Origin of the sequence: Kitasatospora sp. NBC_01250 (genome assembly GCF_036226465.1) — a bacterium.
In the GTDB taxonomy this organism is placed as follows: Bacteria; Actinomycetota; Actinomycetes; order Streptomycetales; family Streptomycetaceae; genus Kitasatospora.
This window is the reverse complement of sequence record NZ_CP108476.1, coordinates 170,695-185,579: the sequence shown is the minus strand read 5'-3', so window position 1 is coordinate 185,579 and position 14,885 is coordinate 170,695. Positions and strand designations below refer to the sequence as shown.

The 14,885-nt window shown below is 70.1% G+C and carries 16 protein-coding genes; 7 read left to right on the top strand and 9 right to left on the bottom strand.

What is annotated here, in order from left to right; genetic code table 11:
• Window positions 1–13: 13 nt before the first annotated feature.
• Entirely contained in the window at window positions 14–925 is a 912-nt protein-coding gene (locus tag OG500_RS00920) for a LysR family transcriptional regulator (protein WP_329575313.1), read from the bottom strand.
• A 112-nt stretch (window positions 926–1,037) separates the two neighbouring features.
• Here OG500_RS00920 and OG500_RS00915 point away from each other — a divergent pair, with 112 nt between their 5' ends.
• Window positions 1,038–2,081, top strand: a complete 1,044-nt coding sequence (locus OG500_RS00915) for a zinc-dependent alcohol dehydrogenase family protein (protein ID WP_329575309.1) — start codon at window positions 1,038–1,040, stop codon at window positions 2,079–2,081.
• A 63-nt stretch (window positions 2,082–2,144) separates the two neighbouring features.
• Here the strand turns inward: OG500_RS00915 and OG500_RS00910 are convergent, their stop codons facing one another.
• On the bottom strand, window positions 2,145–3,869 hold the full coding sequence (locus tag OG500_RS00910) for a histidine decarboxylase (RefSeq protein ID WP_329575306.1): 1,725 nt from the start codon (window positions 3,867–3,869) through the stop codon (window positions 2,145–2,147).
• A 182-nt stretch (window positions 3,870–4,051) separates the two neighbouring features.
• On the opposite strand from OG500_RS00910, the gene OG500_RS00905 reads away from it, so the two are divergent.
• A complete protein-coding gene (locus OG500_RS00905) occupies window positions 4,052–4,543 on the top strand; it encodes an Lrp/AsnC family transcriptional regulator (protein WP_327064395.1) in 492 nt (163 codons plus the stop codon).
• 684 nt (window positions 4,544–5,227) lie between these two features.
• Here the strand turns inward: OG500_RS00905 and OG500_RS00900 are convergent.
• The 3 genes from OG500_RS00900 to OG500_RS00890 form a co-directional block, all read right to left on the bottom strand.
• The gene (locus OG500_RS00900; protein ID WP_329575302.1) at window positions 5,228–6,367 is read right to left on the bottom strand and encodes a methyltransferase domain-containing protein; all 1,140 of its coding nucleotides are present in this window, start codon (window positions 6,365–6,367) and stop codon (window positions 5,228–5,230) included.
• Complete coding sequence (locus tag OG500_RS00895) at window positions 6,367–6,498, bottom strand: hypothetical protein (RefSeq protein ID WP_327064393.1); 132 nt, start codon at window positions 6,496–6,498, stop codon at window positions 6,367–6,369. The genes OG500_RS00900 and OG500_RS00895 overlap by 1 nt, the downstream gene beginning before the upstream one ends.
• Window positions 6,499–6,675: 177 nt before the next feature.
• Entirely contained in the window at window positions 6,676–6,996 is a 321-nt protein-coding gene (locus OG500_RS00890; RefSeq protein WP_329575299.1) for a PhzF family phenazine biosynthesis protein, read from the bottom strand.
• 123 nt (window positions 6,997–7,119) lie between these two features.
• On the opposite strand from OG500_RS00890, the gene OG500_RS00885 reads away from it, so the two are divergent.
• Entirely contained in the window at window positions 7,120–7,917 is a 798-nt protein-coding gene (locus OG500_RS00885; RefSeq protein WP_327064391.1) for a thymidylate synthase, read from the top strand.
• Window positions 7,914–8,444 (top strand): dihydrofolate reductase, encoded by a 531-nt coding sequence (locus tag OG500_RS00880; RefSeq protein WP_329575296.1) that lies wholly within the window; start codon window positions 7,914–7,916, stop codon window positions 8,442–8,444. The genes OG500_RS00885 and OG500_RS00880 overlap by 4 nt, the downstream gene beginning before the upstream one ends.
• A 380-nt stretch (window positions 8,445–8,824) precedes the next feature.
• Here OG500_RS00880 and OG500_RS00875 read toward each other — a convergent pair whose 3' ends face one another.
• Window positions 8,825–9,160 (bottom strand): MerR family transcriptional regulator, encoded by a 336-nt coding sequence (locus OG500_RS00875; RefSeq protein ID WP_329575293.1) that lies wholly within the window; start codon window positions 9,158–9,160, stop codon window positions 8,825–8,827.
• Window positions 9,161–10,574: 1,414 nt separating this feature from the next.
• Here OG500_RS00875 and OG500_RS00870 point away from each other — a divergent pair.
• Together OG500_RS00870 and OG500_RS00865 are read left to right on the top strand one after the other, a co-directional pair.
• Entirely contained in the window at window positions 10,575–10,766 is a 192-nt protein-coding gene (locus OG500_RS00870; RefSeq protein ID WP_327064385.1) for a hypothetical protein, read from the top strand.
• 206 nt (window positions 10,767–10,972) lie between these two features.
• A complete protein-coding gene (locus OG500_RS00865; RefSeq protein WP_327064384.1) occupies window positions 10,973–11,335 on the top strand; it encodes a hypothetical protein in 363 nt (120 codons plus the stop codon).
• A gap of 104 nt (window positions 11,336–11,439) precedes the next feature.
• On the opposite strand, the gene OG500_RS00860 is transcribed toward OG500_RS00865, so the two are convergent.
• Genes OG500_RS00860 through OG500_RS00850 form a run of 3 tightly spaced genes read right to left on the bottom strand, consistent with a single transcriptional unit; the run spans window position 11,440 to window position 13,864 of the window.
• Entirely contained in the window at window positions 11,440–11,793 is a 354-nt protein-coding gene (locus OG500_RS00860; RefSeq protein ID WP_327064383.1) for an STAS domain-containing protein, read from the bottom strand.
• Window positions 11,790–13,061 (bottom strand): PP2C family protein-serine/threonine phosphatase, encoded by a 1,272-nt coding sequence (locus OG500_RS00855; protein ID WP_329575285.1) that lies wholly within the window; start codon window positions 13,059–13,061, stop codon window positions 11,790–11,792. Before OG500_RS00855 ends, OG500_RS00860 begins: the two co-directional genes overlap by 4 nt.
• Window positions 13,061–13,864, bottom strand: coding sequence for an alpha/beta fold hydrolase (locus tag OG500_RS00850; RefSeq protein ID WP_327064381.1), 804 nt, complete (start codon window positions 13,862–13,864; stop codon window positions 13,061–13,063). The genes OG500_RS00855 and OG500_RS00850 overlap by 1 nt, the downstream gene beginning before the upstream one ends.
• Before the next feature lie 436 nt (window positions 13,865–14,300).
• On the opposite strand from OG500_RS00850, the gene OG500_RS00845 reads away from it, so the two are divergent.
• Window positions 14,301–14,822 carry a hypothetical protein gene (locus OG500_RS00845; RefSeq protein ID WP_329575281.1) on the top strand — a complete coding sequence of 174 codons (522 nt, stop codon included), beginning with the start codon at window positions 14,301–14,303 and terminating at the stop codon, window positions 14,820–14,822.
• Window positions 14,823–14,885 lie beyond the last annotated feature (63 nt).

Below are 14,885 nucleotides of genomic sequence, written 5' to 3'. Positions count from 1 at the left end.
GGCCTTCGGGTCTTCATGGTGCTGTCTGCAGGAGCGTCCGGAGGGTGTTGAGGCAGACGGCGATCGCGGGTTCGTGTGCCGTGTCGTGGCGGACGGCGATCTCGATGGTGCGGGCGAGGGTGGTGTCGGTGATCGGTCGCGCGGTGAGTGTGGGCGGGAGGTGAGCGGTGGCCATGCGGGGGATGAGGGTGGCGTGTCCGGTGCTCTCGGTGAGAGCGATCATGGCGGCGAAGTCGGTGCAGGTGTTTCTCACCTGGGGGGTGAAACCGGCGGCGCGGCAGGCTTGGAGGACGGCGTCGCCGCAGGCGGTGTGGGGCGGCGCGATGGTCCACGGGGTGTCTGCGAGGTCGCGCAGGGCGATGGGGGAGTGGGCGGTCAGCGCCGCGGGGTGGTCGCGGGGCAGGACGGCGAGGAGGGGGTCGGTTCGCAGGGTTCGGGTTTCCACCTCGGTGAGTGGGGGTGCGGCGAGGTTGTCGTACCGGTAGACGAGGGCCAGGTCGGCGCGCCGTTGGAGCAGCAGCCGGACCGCGGCCTCGGGTTCGGCCTCGGTGATGTGGAGCTGCACATCCGGGTGGCTGTCCTCCAGGGCTTTGCCGAGGGGTGCGGCCACCGGGGTGAGGGCGCTGGGGAAGCAGGCGAATCGTAGGGGGCCCTGGGGGGTGCCGGTCCGGGTGTGCAGCCGGATGCGGGCGCGCTCGAGTGCGGCGAGTACGTGCTCGGTGTCGCTGTTGAGGCGACGGCCTGCGGGCGTGAGGTGGACCGAGCGCCCGGTGCGTTCCAGGAGGCGGGTGCGGGTCTCCTCTTCCAGCAGGCGCAGTTGCTGGGAGACGGCGGAGGGTGTGACGCCGTGGAGCTCGGCGACGGCGGTTACCGTGCCGTGCACTTCCAGGTCGCGGAGCAGGACAAGTCGTCGCACATCGAGCATCAGTCCATCTTAAGCATCTGCTGTAGCAGATGTAGCTGGACGCTGGGGCCCTCGGGCGGTGACTCTGGTTGCCGTCAGCCCCGCGTCCTGCGAGAAGTGCCAGGAGTTACTTGTGCGTGCCACCGTGATCCACGGCCCCCGTGACATCCGGATCGAGGAGGTCCCCGACCCGGTGGTCCAGCGGCCGACCGATGCCGTGGTGCGGGTGGTCAACGCCTGCATCTGTGGCAGTGACCTGTGGGCCTACCGCGGGGTGGCCGCCCGTGAGCCGGGGCAGCGTATCGGGCACGAGTTCCTCGGCATCGTCGAGGAGGTGGGCTCCGAGGTCGGCCGGTTCGAGGCCGGGGACTTCGTGGTCGCACCGTTCGTCTGGTCGGACGGCACCTGTGACTTCTGTCGCGACGGGCTGCAGACGTCCTGTCCGCACGGCGGCTTCTGGGGCAGTGTCGGCTCGGACGGCGGGCAGGGCGAGGCGGTGCGGGTTCCGTTCGCCGACGGCACCCTGGTCAAGCTGCCCAGGGACGCGGCCACCGACCAGGCGCTGCTGCCCAGCCTGCTCGCGCTCTCCGACGTGATGGCCACCGGGCACCACGCGGCGGTCTCGGCCAGGGTCCGCCCGGGGTCGACGGTGGCGGTGGTGGGCGACGGCGCGGTGGGCCTGTGCGGGGTGCTGGCCGCGCACCGGCTCGGCGCCGGCCGGATCATCGCGCTGGGCCGCCACGAGATGCGCACCGGGATCGCGCGCAGGTTCGGCGCCACCGACGTGGTGCCGGACCGCGGTGAGGCGGCGGTCGAGAAGGTGCGCGAGCTGACCGGTGGTCAGGGCGCGCACGCGGTGCTGGAGGCGGTGGGCACCGAGGAGTCGATGCGCACCGCGATCTCGATCGCCCGGGACGGCGGTGCCGTCGGCTACGTCGGGGTGCCGCACGGCGGCAGCGCGGGCGTGGACATCGGCCAGATGTTCGACCGGAATGTGACACTGGCGGGCGGCGTGGCACCGGCCCGCGCGTACATCCCCGAACTGCTGCCGGACGTGCTCCGCGGTGCGATCGAGCCCGGCCTGGTCTTCGACCGCACCGTCGACCTCGCCGGAGTGCCGGACGGCTACCGCGCCATGCACGAGCGCGAGGCGCTGAAGGTCCGCATCGCCTTCTGACGGTGCCTCCGGCAGCCTCCCGCTCCGATGGGCGAGATCAGCCTTTCGCGATGCGGGGCGGGATCAGGGGAGCCTCCGTCGAACCAGGGCGGGGTCCTCGGCGAGGTCCGCGAGGAGTGCGTCGAGCTTCGTCCGGTCCACCGAGGGCATCACGAACACGTGGACGTAGGCGCGGCGGGTGGACTCGTCGCCCGGGACCATGACAACGTCCTGCGAGGAGAGCGACCACTTCGCGACGAGCTCCGCGCTGGGCTTGCGGAACCGGACGGTGACGGCGCCCGGGGTGCGTGCCGGCCAGAGTTCGACGCCCGACTCCCGTTCCATCGCCAGCAGGCGCCGCTCCAGGTAGTGGGCCAGCTCCTGGGCGCCGCGGATCCGGTCCACCTGGTCCTGGTAGGAGTACCGGGACAGGTGGTCCCAGAGGACGAGGGGGGAGAACCCGTTGCGGGAGCCCGCGAAGGTGGTGTCGGGCGCGCCTATGTACTCCGGCTGGGACGGCGGCGAGATCTGGTACTTGACCTTCGTCATGTAGATGCCGCACGGCCACGGCGCGCCGGCCCACTTGTGGCCGCTCATCGCAATCGAGGAGACCATGTCGACCTCGCCGAACTCCCTTGTGGGAAGCGTGAGTCCGAAGTCGTACTCGGGCAGCTCGACCTCGGGGGCCCAGCCGTACGCCGGGTCCTGGGCGGCCATCCGCACGAACGGCGCGTAGCCCGCGCCGAGGGCGCCGTCCACGTGGATCCAGAACCCGCGGCGCACGTCGACCAGCGGCTCACCGGTGGCCGGGTCGGTGCCGTGGACCACCTCGCGGTGGACCAGGCCGTGCTCCTCGAAGATCGGCAGCAGCCGTTCGCACACCTGCCGGACGTCGTCGTGGGCTCCCTTGAAGGTGCTGCCGAGGTTGAGGTTGACGAAGATCGGGTGCCCCTTCGCGGCGAAGAACTCGACCAGCGCCGCGAGCGCGTCGATGTCGATCTCGCCCGGGCCGTCCCAGGACAGGCCCGAGGGGCCGGCGGCGGAGGGGACCTCGGTGGGCCATTGGCGACGCCCGGTGACGGGGTCGGGCAGCGGGCACTCGTCCGGGTACAGCTCGGTGCCGACGGCGTGGAAGGTCTCCACGTTGAGCACCCGGACGGCCTTGGCGAAGGAGTAGTGGGTGTCCTCGGAGTAGAACGCCACCGGGCGGTGGGCGTTGGGGTTGGTGCAGTCGGGCCGGGCCCCGACGTAGCGCAGGGCGTCGAACGGCACCGCCGGGGGCTGGATCAGCGCCTTGCCGCTCAGGTAGTCCCGGGCGTTCCAGAGCGCGTACATGTTGCCCTCGGTCGAGCCCATGGACAGCATGTAGCCCCAGTACGACTCGGGGTCGGCCGGGTCGTGCGGTCGCCCGGCGTTCCACAGCGCCGCGTAGTAGTCGAGCACCGCCCGTTCCACGACCTTGGTGTTGGGCTTGTAGCCGCCGCTCTGGAACGGGTCGCCGAGGTTGTTGATGTTGTTCGGCATGAACCGGGCCAGGTCCAGCGCGCAGCCCTGCATGTCCTGGGTGGCCTGGTAGCCGACCAGGTGCCGGCGCTTGCGGGTCAGGTACTCGTCCACCGTGTCCAGTGCGCGCAGCCGCTGTGTGTCGTCCAGCCCGGTGGTGGGCAGTGCGAAGTCGCGACCGTCCAGCTCGGATCCCGGATCCACAACCGGCGCCGCCGCCGGCTCGGCGTCGGCTGCGGCGAGCGTGGCGTCCGCATCGTCCGCGGTTGCGGCTGCTGCGGCGGCGAGGGTGGCGGTCGGGCTCATGGGCGGGGCACTCCGGGATCACTGGATGACCGCTTCGCGGGGCGGTGCGCGGCGCAGGGGTGGTCGCTGCTCGCGGAAAGAATGGAACTTTGCGACGCAGGAGGGAAGAGACGCTGAAGAAAATTCGATGATCCGGCCATCAGCTATTGGAATCGTCGCCCACCGGAGCGATCGTGGAGAGCATGCCGAACAATCCGCAGCCCCGCAGAGCGCCCATCGACGAGGTGGACCGGGCGATCATCCGCGCCCTCGCCGACAACGCCCGGATGCCGAACAACGCCCTCGCCGAAGCGGTGGGCATCGCCCCCTCGACCTGCCTGGCCCGCACCCGTGCGCTCCAGCAGCAGGGCGTGATCCGTGGCTTCCGGGCCGAGGTCGACCCCGCTGCGATCGGCCTGCCGCTCCAGGCGATGATTTCGGTGCGCCTGCGTGCCCACACCCGCGAGCAGAACGAGAGTTTCCGCAGCACCGCCCCCGACCTGCCCGGCGTCCTCGCGGTCTTCCACATGGCGGGCTCCGACGACTACCTCCTGCACGTCGGCGTCGCCGGCCCCGAAGCCCTGCGCGACTTCGTGGTGGACCACCTCACCACCCACCCGGCGGTTGCCCAGACCCGCACCAACCTGATCTTCGAGCAGATACCCGGCCGCCGCTACCTGGCCGCGGTGGTGTGACGAAGCCGTGCCCGTTGCGGCGAGGGGGTCTGCTCGCAGGCGCCGCGCCGGCCAGTCGAGTGCGAGGCCGGCGAGCTTGCAGACCCTGTCATGAGCCCGGGAGGCTTGGCCCGGGCAGGGCGCGAGTGTTTGAATTCGCGTCAGTTGTGCTTGCCACAGGGGTGAGTCATGAACACGACGGGCATGATCATGAAATCTGGACGAGCTGGTGGGTTCACCAACGCCGTCGCCGCCGCCGGCCTCGCGGCGGCGGCAGTCCTCGCAGCAGGCGCAGCGACTGCCGGTCACGGGTCCCGGCACGCCGAGGCAGGCCCGCACCCCTTCATCCACGCGGTGCACGTGAGTGCCGGGGTCAGGCCGGCCGACGCTGCCGGGACCGTGTGGCCCAGCGTCGAATCGTGACCTGAGCCGCGGACTTGGAACTCCTGCTCGGGCCCTCTCAGGCCAACCCGACAGAGCGGGATGTCCCGTCCAAGGCTGACAGCGAGGGCCTTCGCCCTGCTCGGGCCGGCTCTACTCCGCGGCCGGGTTGCTCTCGGCCGGTCGGACCACGTAGATCGCCCTGCCGACGACCATGACACTGCCGTGGGGTCGCAGCCTGCCGTCACGCCATGGTGTGCGCGGCAGTTGTCGGACGGCGGCGACAGCCTCCGTGTACGTGGGGTTCACCCATCCCTGCACGGGTCACCTCGCCCTTACCGGATTGCCGGGGCGGTCGAGCCAGGGCCGTCCGCCATCCTGATCGACGGTCAGCCCGAATCTCTCGAAGCCCGGGCGCCCCGCACCCGTCCACCACTGGTACGCCGTCTCGATCTCGTCCCACAGCCGGCGTGGGCCGGACTGGCGGACATCGAACTCCGCGTCACCGGGAGTGGAGTCGACCGTCGCCCAGGACGTGACGCCGGTGTCGAACAGCCACCACGTCCAGCCGTCGCCGTTCGGGGTCCGACGGTAGTAGACGTCCGGCAGTTGGAGGCCGATGACGAACTGTGCCAGCCAGTCGTCGCCGATGGCCTCCGGGTCGAGGCTCGTCAGGGAGGCGCCCGCGTCGCCGGGCCACTCGCCGGGCAGGTAGTCGTCCACCGGCGGCGCCTGGTAGCGCTGCTGACGGAGGAGCATGAACGCGGACGAGCCGACGAACGGCCCGCTGGCCGTGCCGTCCGGGCCGACGGTGAGCTTGGCCAGGGCGCCGCCGCCGAAGAGCGTTCCGACCGGGGTGACGATGATCCCTCCGGGTCTGGTCTGTGCGATCCACGCCTGCGGAATGTCGATGACGGAGCACGTCGCCAGGACCCGGTCGTATGGTGCGTCGCCCGGCCAGCCGTGTGCCCCGTCGCCGGTGATGACCTGCGGGTGCAGGTCGGCTTCGGCGAGGGCTTTGCGGGCCTGGTCGGCGACGTCGGGGTCGACCTCGACGGTGACGACGTTCGTTCCGCCCAGACGGTGGGCGAGGAGGCCGGCGTTGTATCCGGTGCCGGTGCCGATCTCCAAGACGGTTCCGCCGGGCTGGACTTCGAGGTGGCGGAGCATCGTGGCGACCATCGTCGGCATGGACGCGGACGAGGTCGGGACCTGTTCCCCGGTGCAGGCGCCGTCGTCCCACTGGGTGACTATGGGCACGTCCTGGTAGGCGTAGCCCATCCAGCCGTCCGGGGTGCTGGTGCGGTCGACCTTGACGTACTCGGTGGTGGTTGCCCAGTACACGTCGGGAAGGAAGAGGTGCCGCGGTACGGCGAGGATCGCGTCGCGCCACTGGGCGTCGAGGGCACCGGCCGCTTCGAGGGTCGCGGCGAGCCGCCGGCGGCCGGTTGACGCGTCGGTCATCACTTGTGCTTCGGGTCGGGGGTCGGGCCCTGGCCGTCCGGGTTGGGCTTGGGCCCGATCGACGGTCCGCCGGGCTTCGCGTGGCCGCCGCCCTTGCCGTCGCTGGCGCCGCCCTTGCTCTGGTCGCCCATGACTGTCCTCCTCGATTGTCACTGACCGGCTACGGTTCGTAGTGAGTCAATCGCAAGCTGGTCGGTGCCGGTAGGGCGCGCAGGGTGCGCACGGGGGCGCGTCAGGCCCGGTGCTGCCCTCGCCCATCCGGGGCGTGGCCGCGAGATGCGCGCCCTGGCCGACGGGTCGACGCTCGCTCACGCGGCAGGTCGGGAAGTGTCCGCCCCACACACGTGGGGACACACCCCGGTCAGCCCGCACCACCCCCTGGGCCAGTGAGCCGGAGCCTCCGAGGGCCTTTCGGCCTCGGTCACGGGAGTGAACCAGCGCAGGTCCCAGTCGCTCTGCGAGTCGACCGGAGCCGGCTTGACGAACGCGGTCTCGGAAAGGTCCATCTCTGTGGCCACGGCCCGTAGCCAACTCTCCTGCGGCCAGGGGCCTTCCGGAAGCACACAGACGGCGGCCGGATTGCCCGTGCACGGTTGGTCAGTGAACGCGTCGACGATCCAGATCTTCATCCGTCGACCGTGGACAGCACCCGTTCACGGCAGAAAGTGCCAATGCCGAAGACGTGGACCGTCCGCGGTCCGGTACCGACATACGTCCCGTACATGTCTGGTCGGCCGGTACACTCGACGGCTGTGGCAGACACCCAGTACGAAGACCTCTTGCGCCTGGTGCTCGCCTCCGGGACGGCCAAGGCCGACCGGACGGGCACTGGTACCCGAAGTGTCTTCGGGCACCAACTGCGCTACGACCTCGCGCAGGGATTCCCGCTGGTCACCACCAAGAAGGTGCATCTCAGGTCCGTCGTGTGCGAGTTGCTGTGGTTCCTGCGCGGCGACTCGAACGTCGGCTGGCTGCACGAGCACGGCGTCACCATCTGGGACGAGTGGGCCGATGCGAACGGCGAGCTCGGCCCGGTCTACGGCGTCCAGTGGCGCTCCTGGCCCACCCCCGACGGCCGGCACATCGACCAGATCAGCGAGGTTCTCGACACGCTGCGCCGCGATCCGGACTCCCGCCGGATGATCGTCTCCGCGTGGAACGTCGCCGAGCTGGCCCAGATGGCGCTCGCGCCGTGTCACGCCTTCTTCCAGTTCTACGTCGCCGACGGCAGGCTCTCCTGCCAGCTGTACCAGCGCAGCGCGGACCTGTTCCTCGGTGTCCCGTTCAACATCGCCAGCTACGCCCTGCTCACGCACATGGTGGCGCAGCAAGTCGGCCTCGAGCCGGGCGATTTCATCTGGACCGGTGGTGACTGCCACATCTACGACAACCACGTCGAGCAGGTGACCGAGCAGCTCTCGCGCACCCCGTTCGAGTTCCCCGGGCTGCGTCTGCGCAGGGCCGACTCGCTCTTCGACTACGCCTACTCCGATGTGGAGGTGCTGGGTTACCAGCACCATCCGGCGATCAAGGCACCGGTGGCGGTGTGAACGTCGGGCTGATCTGGGCACAGGCCCTTGATGGTGTGATCGGCGCGGACAACACCATTCCGTGGCGCCTGCCGGAGGACATGGCGCATTTCAAGGCGACAACCCTCGGCCATCCGGTGGTCATGGGGCGAAAGACGTGGGACTCGCTGCCGACGCGGTTCCGGCCGCTGCCGGGCAGGCGCAATATCGTGGTGACTCGCGATCCGGGTTGGGCGGCCGAAGGCACCGAGCGTGCCGGTTCCATCGCTGAGGCGCTGAAACTCGCGGCCCGGTCGCCGGAGCCGACCACTCCTGTTGCCGCATGGGTGATCGGTGGCGGTGAGATCTACCGTGCCGCCTTGCCGTACGCCACGATGCTCTCGGTGACCGACATCGACACGGTGGTGGATGGCGACACCTACGCCCCGGCGCCGGGCCCGACGTGGAAAGTCGCCGAGGACCAGGGCTGGCAGTCCTCGGCGCTCGGGTTGCGCTACCGCATCCGCAGGTACACCCGTGACAGTCCGTCCGTTCTGATCGACTTCTGAACAGGCGCTGGCCGGCGGTGTGTTGCCCCGGCAGGCCGACGCGCTCCTGTCGCACCTGCCCGAGTTCGGACGTGCTGTGCAGCGCTGCCGCCACGGTTCGGCTCATGTGGACCTCGTCGAGCCAGGCCGATCGGAGCAGCTCATGCCTGACCCCGGACCGGCCCCGTCATCCCGCTGCCGCCGCATGGATCACGTGATCGGCCAGGCGCCCCGCCAGGCGCCCCGCCGGGCGCGCCCCGGCGGGTATGGGCGTACCCGGACAGCTGCCCGGCCGCGCCCATGAGCGGGGAAGGGGTGGCGCTGCGACGCCTCGGCGTGCCTGGAGTTGTCCGGGCTGGCGCACCACGGGCCGGTCCCGGCGGCTGAGCGCGGCGGGGAGGTCAGGCGTCTGCTGGGGGTCGTGGGTCGCCGGCGCTCTGGCGGAGTTGTTCGTTGATGCGCAGGGCTTCTTCGAGTTGGTCTTCGAGGATGATGATGCGGCAGGCGGCGTCGATGGCGGTGCCCTGGTCGACGAGGTCGCGGGCGCGCATCGCGATGCGCAGTTGGTAGCGGGAGTAGCGGCGGTGGCCGCCCTCGGAGCGAAGTGGGGTGATGAGGCCCTGTTCGCCCAGGGAGCGTAGGAAGCCGGGGGTGGTGCCGGTCATCTCGGCGGCGCGGCCCATGGTGTAGGCGGGGTAGTCGTCGTCGTCGAGATTGTCGGGGGTGTGCGGTCGCATGGTTGCCGTGGTCACTGCACCTCTTCTGTGTTGGTTCGGGGACGCGTCGAGGGGCCCCGGCGCCATAGCGGCTCCGGGGCCCCGAAGGGGAACAACACCATCTACCGGCCTGGGCCGGGTTCCTTGTTCCGCAACTCCCCGGGGGTGGGGATGTGCGGGGATCGCGTATGCGTGACCGGAAACCACCGTCCTCGTACTCAAAAGGGGGTCTGCGGTGTCCGCCCGGGTGAATTCCTCACGGGCCGGGCGATCCTGATGGCGCTCTGTCCCTCCGTTCATCCTCTGTACTGACTGGAACTGCGAACTGCGGTACTGCCAACTACCTGTTTCCTGCTACGACCCTCCCGGGTCGCCTTGGTCCGACAGCCAGCCCCGTCGCCCGTCCTGCTCACCTGCTTGGCTTGGAACCCCACTGCCGAACTCCCAGCACGCGCGCCCGCAGTCCTGGCGCCTTTGCTGAGATACCGCGTACTGCGACTGCTGGTACCGCTCAACTCAACTTCACCTGCTCGAACTGCACTTTCACGTACCGCGGTACCACTCGGTGGCGGCCCCTGATACCTACGGGCCGCCGGCCCGGCCGCCGATTCCGTCGCCGTCCTGCAACTGCCCTGGCTTCGGGATCCCGCGACCGTGCTCACCTGCGAACTTCTGCACTGCTGCCCACCAGTTCGTGTCTGGTGGGTACTGCTTGACCGCGTTTACGAGAGAAACACTAACCACGGCACCGCCCGATGTCTACTCCGGGCAGCATAGATTTTTGCGCGCCCGCGAGGGAGGCAGTCGGTCTCCGCGCTGCACGTGACCTCCGCCGGGCCCCGCGGGCACAGTCCTGCAACGCGGGCACAGTCCTGCAACAAGGAGCCGCATCGGCGGTGAGAGGGCGGAGAGGGGTCCGTGCGGCGCCGACCGGGTGCCCCCGACGGTGTTCCTCTGCGCCAGGTCCATGTTGCCCGCGTGGCCGGGCCACGAGGTGCAGATCCGCCGACACCTGCCCCAGCCCGCCTCGCCACCTGCACGGGAGGTCGGAGGCGGTGCTGCCGCCGAGGTGGTGCGGGAGGAGGATTCCCCTCCCGCCTTCTGTCCGCCCCGGCCTCTCGCCGCGGTCGGGGCTGGGGTGCGCGGGGTCCCGTTGGCGGGCCAGGCGGGAGGGCCGTCCGCTCAGGCGGCCAGGCAAAAATCTATCGTGGCGGCAGTAGACATGTGCGCACAGGGTGGTTAATCTTTCTCCTGCTTCTGGGAGGCTTCAATGTGAGGAGCACCGGCGTGACGTCCCTAACCCCAGGGTTCCGGTGATGCTGATGCGAGAGACCTTCGATGGTCATGAAGAGGTATCGGCTCCTGGCCACCGCCGCGCCCGTACTCCTCGGCGGGCGTCATGCCCGCTCGGCGGCGGCCGGGGAGCTGAGCGGCCGTGACCCTCACCGTGTCCGCCGTGCTGTTCGTCGGCATCCTCCTGGTGGTCCTCGTCCGCAACCGGCAGTCCACCTGGTCCACCGCCTGTGTCGCGGTCACCTTCGGATTCCTCCTCGCCTCCACCAACCTGGCTCCCGACATTCATGACCTCCTGTTCAGCGTCGCCGCCACGCTGAATCAGCTCGGCTGACCGGCCTCTGCCAACCGCCACCCTTGTCAGTTGTCGGTGGTTCGCCGCCGAGCAACGCCATTGGAAAGCTGGCGAGTTGCGTCGGCCGATGGTGTCGTGACCCTTCGCGAGCACGGGCCCTTCGACGGGCAGCTGACCGACGTCGCCACTGAAGTCCGGGGGAGCGGGCGCCCGCACTCCTGCCCCGGTGTTCTAACCTGGGGTCCATGTCGAACCCTGACGGGTTGCTCGTCGACATCGCCGCAATGGTCGAGTCCGAGCACAGCAACCAGATGTCCTTGACCGTGGTGGTCCCCGGCGCGGTGATCACCGGCAGGCTCGCGCCGGTGTCCCTGTGGTGGGAACGGGTGGCGGAGGTCCTCCAGGCCTCGGATCACCTGAAGCCGTTCGCCGCCCTCTTCGCTCCGCCCGACGAGGGCACGCCCGTGCGGCCCACTCACCTCCACCTGCACCGCGCTCGCATCCTGCAGGGCGACTTCGGACTGCCCCACACGGGCGGCATGTACCGCATCGCCATCGAGGACGTCAGCAGCTGGACGATCGGGGACCTCAGCTACTCCGACAGCTGATCCGACAGCTGAACGGCGCGTGGGGGCCAGGTCCGTTCCGGGTTGGCGCCGGGGTGCGCCCAACTGGAGCGCGCGGCCCGGCGTCGCCGGCACGCTCCTTGCGATCAGAGTGTCGTGGGGCTGGGGGTGGTGGCTGCCGAGATGTCGGGGTGGAGGGTGAAGACCCGGTCCAGTCCGACGATGTGCAGGATCCTGATGGTGTTGGCCGGGACCGCGGCCAGGGCCATGTCGGCGCCCTGTTCGGCGGCCAGGTTGCGGGCGGCCAACAGGGCGGTGATGCCGCTGGAGTCGCAGAACTCCAGCTGCGTCAGGTCCAGGACCAGCCGTTGTCCGGTTGTCAGGGTGAGGTTCTCCACGGCCTTGCGAAGTCCGGGTGCGGTCGCGTAGTCGAGGTCGCCGGTGATCTCCAGTACGGGACCGGTCGCGGCGTCTCGGCAGGTGATGGTCAGCGGATTCATCTCAGGTCTTCACTCGCGGGACTGGTGAGCGCGGCGGGCGCGCCGAGGGCAAGCAGTGCCGTGTCATCGTCGAGGCCGTCGCCGAAGCCGGCGAGCAGCCCGGCCAGGGCGGTGATCAGGGCCTTCGGGCCTGCTGGGGGTTGGGCCGTGGTGAAGGCCTGCAGGGCCTCCTCTCCGTACAACTGGCGCCCGGGCCCGGTGCGGGCCTCGGTCAGGCCGTCGGTGTAGAGGAGGAGGGTGTCACCGGGCAGCAGCCGGGTGCGGGCCGCGGTGAACTCGGCCTGGGGCAGGACGCCGATGAGCATCCCGCCGGGGGTCGGCAGGTAGTGCACGGTGCCGTCCGCGCGCTGGATCAGCGCGGACGGGTGGCCACCGGAGGCCAGCTGCAGGTGGACGGGGCCGCCGTCAGGCTGCAGAACACCGAAGATGGCGGTGCAGTAGCGGGTGTCGCCGCTGGTGTACCGCTCGTGCAGCACGGTGTTCAAGGTGGTGAGCACGGTGACGGGGTCGGGGTCGTGCAGGGCCGCTGCCCGCAGGGTGTAGCGGGTGAGTGAGGTGATCGCGGCAGCCTGGGGGCCTTTGCCGCACACGTCGCCGAGGAAGAACGCCCACCGATTCGTGCCGAGGGGGAACAGATCGTAGAAGTCTCCGCCGAGCAGGTCGGGGGAGGCGGTGTGGTAGTAGGAACTGGCTTCGAGGCCGGGGACCTGGGGCAGCTCGGCAGGCAGCAGGCTCTGCTGGAGCACGGCAAGGGCTTCCTGCAGCCGTTCGCGGTCGGCCTCGGCCTGCCGGCGCGCTTCCTCGGCCACCTGGCGGCTTCGCAGCAGCTCCTTCTCGTAGGCGCGGCGGTCGCGGGCGTCGAAGACGGACGTACGGATCAGCAACGGTTCACCGTGGTCGCTGGTCTTCACCCTGGAGGTGACCAGGACCGGCATCCGCGTCCCGTCGACACTCTTGATGTCCAGGGCGATGCCGCCGATCTCGCCCTTCATCTGCAACAACGGGGCGAAGTGCGTCTCGTGGTAGAGCTTGCCGCCCACGGTGAGCAGGTCGGTGAACCGCATCCGGCCCACGACCCGGGAGCGGTCCAGTCCCAGCCAGTTCAGCAGAGTGGTGTTGATCTTGGCGATGGTGCCGTCCATCAGCGTCGACAGGTAACCGCACGGAGCGTGCTCGTACAGTTCCTCCGCGCTGTCCTCCAGCAGGGCGGTGAAGGCCGCGGCGGTTGCGTCCTGCTCCCGGTCCGGGTCCTGCTCGGTGCGGCACATCACCGCAGCGTTCCCAGGAAGTCGAGGATCGCGCCGCTGGTGGCCTGCGGGGCGCTCAGCTGCGGGCAGTGCCCCGTCGCCTCCAGGGTGACCAGGCGGCTGCCGGGGATCGCGGCGTGCACGTAGGCGCCGACCTCGCGGGGCGCGATCACGTCCTGCCTGCACTCCAGGACCAGAGTCGGTACCGCCACCGTCTTGAGGTCTTCGCGGCTGTCGGACAGGAACGTCGTACGGGCGAAGACCCGGGCCATGTCCGGGTCGGTGGCACAGAACGAGGTCGTCAGCTCCTGGCCGAGTTCCGGGCGGTCCTCGTTGCCCATGATCACTGGAGCCATCGCCGCCGACCAGCCGAGGTAGTTCGACTCCAGCGACTCCAGCAGTTCAGTGATGTCCTCGGCGCTGAATCCGCCACGGTAGCCGTCATCGTCGATGTAACGGGGCGAGGGTGCCACCATCACCAGGTGGGAGAACCGCTGTGGAGCCCGGGCCGCCGCCAGCACCCCGACCATCGCGCTGACCGAGTGCCCGATGAAGGTCACGTCCCGCAGGTCCAGCTCCTCGCAGACCTCCAGGACGTCCAGGGCGTAGCCCTCCAGTGAGCTGTAGCGCTTCTCGTTCCAGGCCGAGTGGTCGGAGCGGCCGGAGCCCACGTAGTCGAAAAGCACCACCTGGAAGTCCTCGGCCAGGCTGGGGAGTGCCAGACGCCACATGTTCTGGTCGCATCCGAACCCGTGGGCCAGCAGGAGCACCGGTCCGTCCGCGCGGCCGGTGACGGTGACGTTGTTCCTGCGACGGATATCCATGCCCACAGTCTGCCATCCCCGTTCCGCCCCCGACGGTAGAGCTTTGCCCGGCCCCGGGCCACGGTACGGCGGGGCTCGGGCCTGAAGGGTCGCCTGGGTGAGCCTTCGCGCCGGAGGAACGGCTTCCAAGCCGGGTCGCTGACATCCTGTCACGGACCTGCCGCCACGTTCGCTGCCACCGGGACCAGGAGGAGGGAGCGGCCGTGGGACAGCCTGGCGGGGTCGCCTTCGTCTGCCCCGACCACGCGGAGCCATGCCTACGCCTTCGGTCGGATCGGCAACACCGGCGCACCGCTGCGCTGGTGTGAAGCTCCCGGAGCGGGGAAGCCGAGCAGCCTGACCCGAAGACCAGGGTCCAGGGCGTCATGGACGCGAGAACGGCGGCCGGCCGGGTGCCGGACGAAGCCCAGCCCCCGGCGGCGGATTCCGTGGCCCGATGAGTCTGCAAGTCTTCAGCCACCAGGAAAGGGCGGACTACATGAACCGCACACATTCGTTGCACCACCTCGCGGCGGAGACCGGCAGGTCCCTGGCCGTGGACGCGGCACGCGCCAAGCGGGCCACGACTCGATCCGGCGAGCAGGCACTGCGCCGCCTGTCACCTCGGGTCGAGGCAGCAGCGGCCGACTGGAGTTCCGCTGCCCGGCATGTGACGGACCGTGCGCGGCGCCCTCGTCGACGCATGCCGTGGCACGGGACACTCACGGCTGCGCCCGCCAGGGCAAGTCGACTCCGCGCGGTGGTGATCGCCTGCGCGGGTCTCCTCGGGTTGACCGCACTGGCCTGGCGGTGGCGGGTGGCCGGCGGGGCCGAGCGATGGTTCCCGACGCCGGTCGACCGTTCCGAGGCGGCGCAGCAGCCGAGCGAGGCGGTGGCTGCGGTTTCCGCCCGAGGCATCGAGGCTGCGGAAGCCGTCGAGGAGAGCACCTTGACGACAGGGACCACCGGGGCGGAGTGAGCGAGGCGGTGCACATGCCCGCGCGTTGTCGGTGCGCGCCCCACCGAGGGCCGGGGGACGGCA

Excerpts from the sequence above, each read along its gene's own strand:
- OG500_RS00920 (WP_329575313.1), bottom strand. The coding sequence starts at position 925 with ATGCTCGATGTGCGACGACTTGTCCTGCTCCGCGACCTGGAAGTGCAC.
- OG500_RS00910 (WP_329575306.1), bottom strand. The coding sequence starts at position 3,869 with ATGAGCCCGACCGCCACCCTCGCCGCCGCAGCAGCCGCAACCGCGGAC.
- OG500_RS00905 (WP_327064395.1), top strand. The coding sequence starts at position 4,052 with ATGCCGAACAATCCGCAGCCCCGCAGAGCGCCCATCGACGAGGTGGAC.
- OG500_RS00900 (WP_329575302.1), bottom strand. The coding sequence starts at position 6,367 with ATGACCGACGCGTCAACCGGCCGCCGGCGGCTCGCCGCGACCCTCGAA.
- OG500_RS00895 (WP_327064393.1), bottom strand. The coding sequence starts at position 6,498 with ATGGGCGACCAGAGCAAGGGCGGCGCCAGCGACGGCAAGGGCGGCGGC.
- OG500_RS00890 (WP_329575299.1), bottom strand. The coding sequence starts at position 6,996 with ATGAAGATCTGGATCGTCGACGCGTTCACTGACCAACCGTGCACGGGC.
- OG500_RS00875 (WP_329575293.1), bottom strand. The coding sequence starts at position 9,160 with ATGCGACCGCACACCCCCGACAATCTCGACGACGACGACTACCCCGCC.
- OG500_RS00865 (WP_327064384.1), top strand. The coding sequence starts at position 10,973 with ATGTCGAACCCTGACGGGTTGCTCGTCGACATCGCCGCAATGGTCGAG.
- OG500_RS00860 (WP_327064383.1), bottom strand. The coding sequence starts at position 11,793 with ATGAATCCGCTGACCATCACCTGCCGAGACGCCGCGACCGGTCCCGTA.
- OG500_RS00855 (WP_329575285.1), bottom strand. The coding sequence starts at position 13,061 with ATGTGCCGCACCGAGCAGGACCCGGACCGGGAGCAGGACGCAACCGCC.
- OG500_RS00850 (WP_327064381.1), bottom strand. The coding sequence starts at position 13,864 with ATGGATATCCGTCGCAGGAACAACGTCACCGTCACCGGCCGCGCGGAC.
- OG500_RS00845 (WP_329575281.1), top strand. The coding sequence starts at position 14,301 with ATGAGTCTGCAAGTCTTCAGCCACCAGGAAAGGGCGGACTACATGAAC.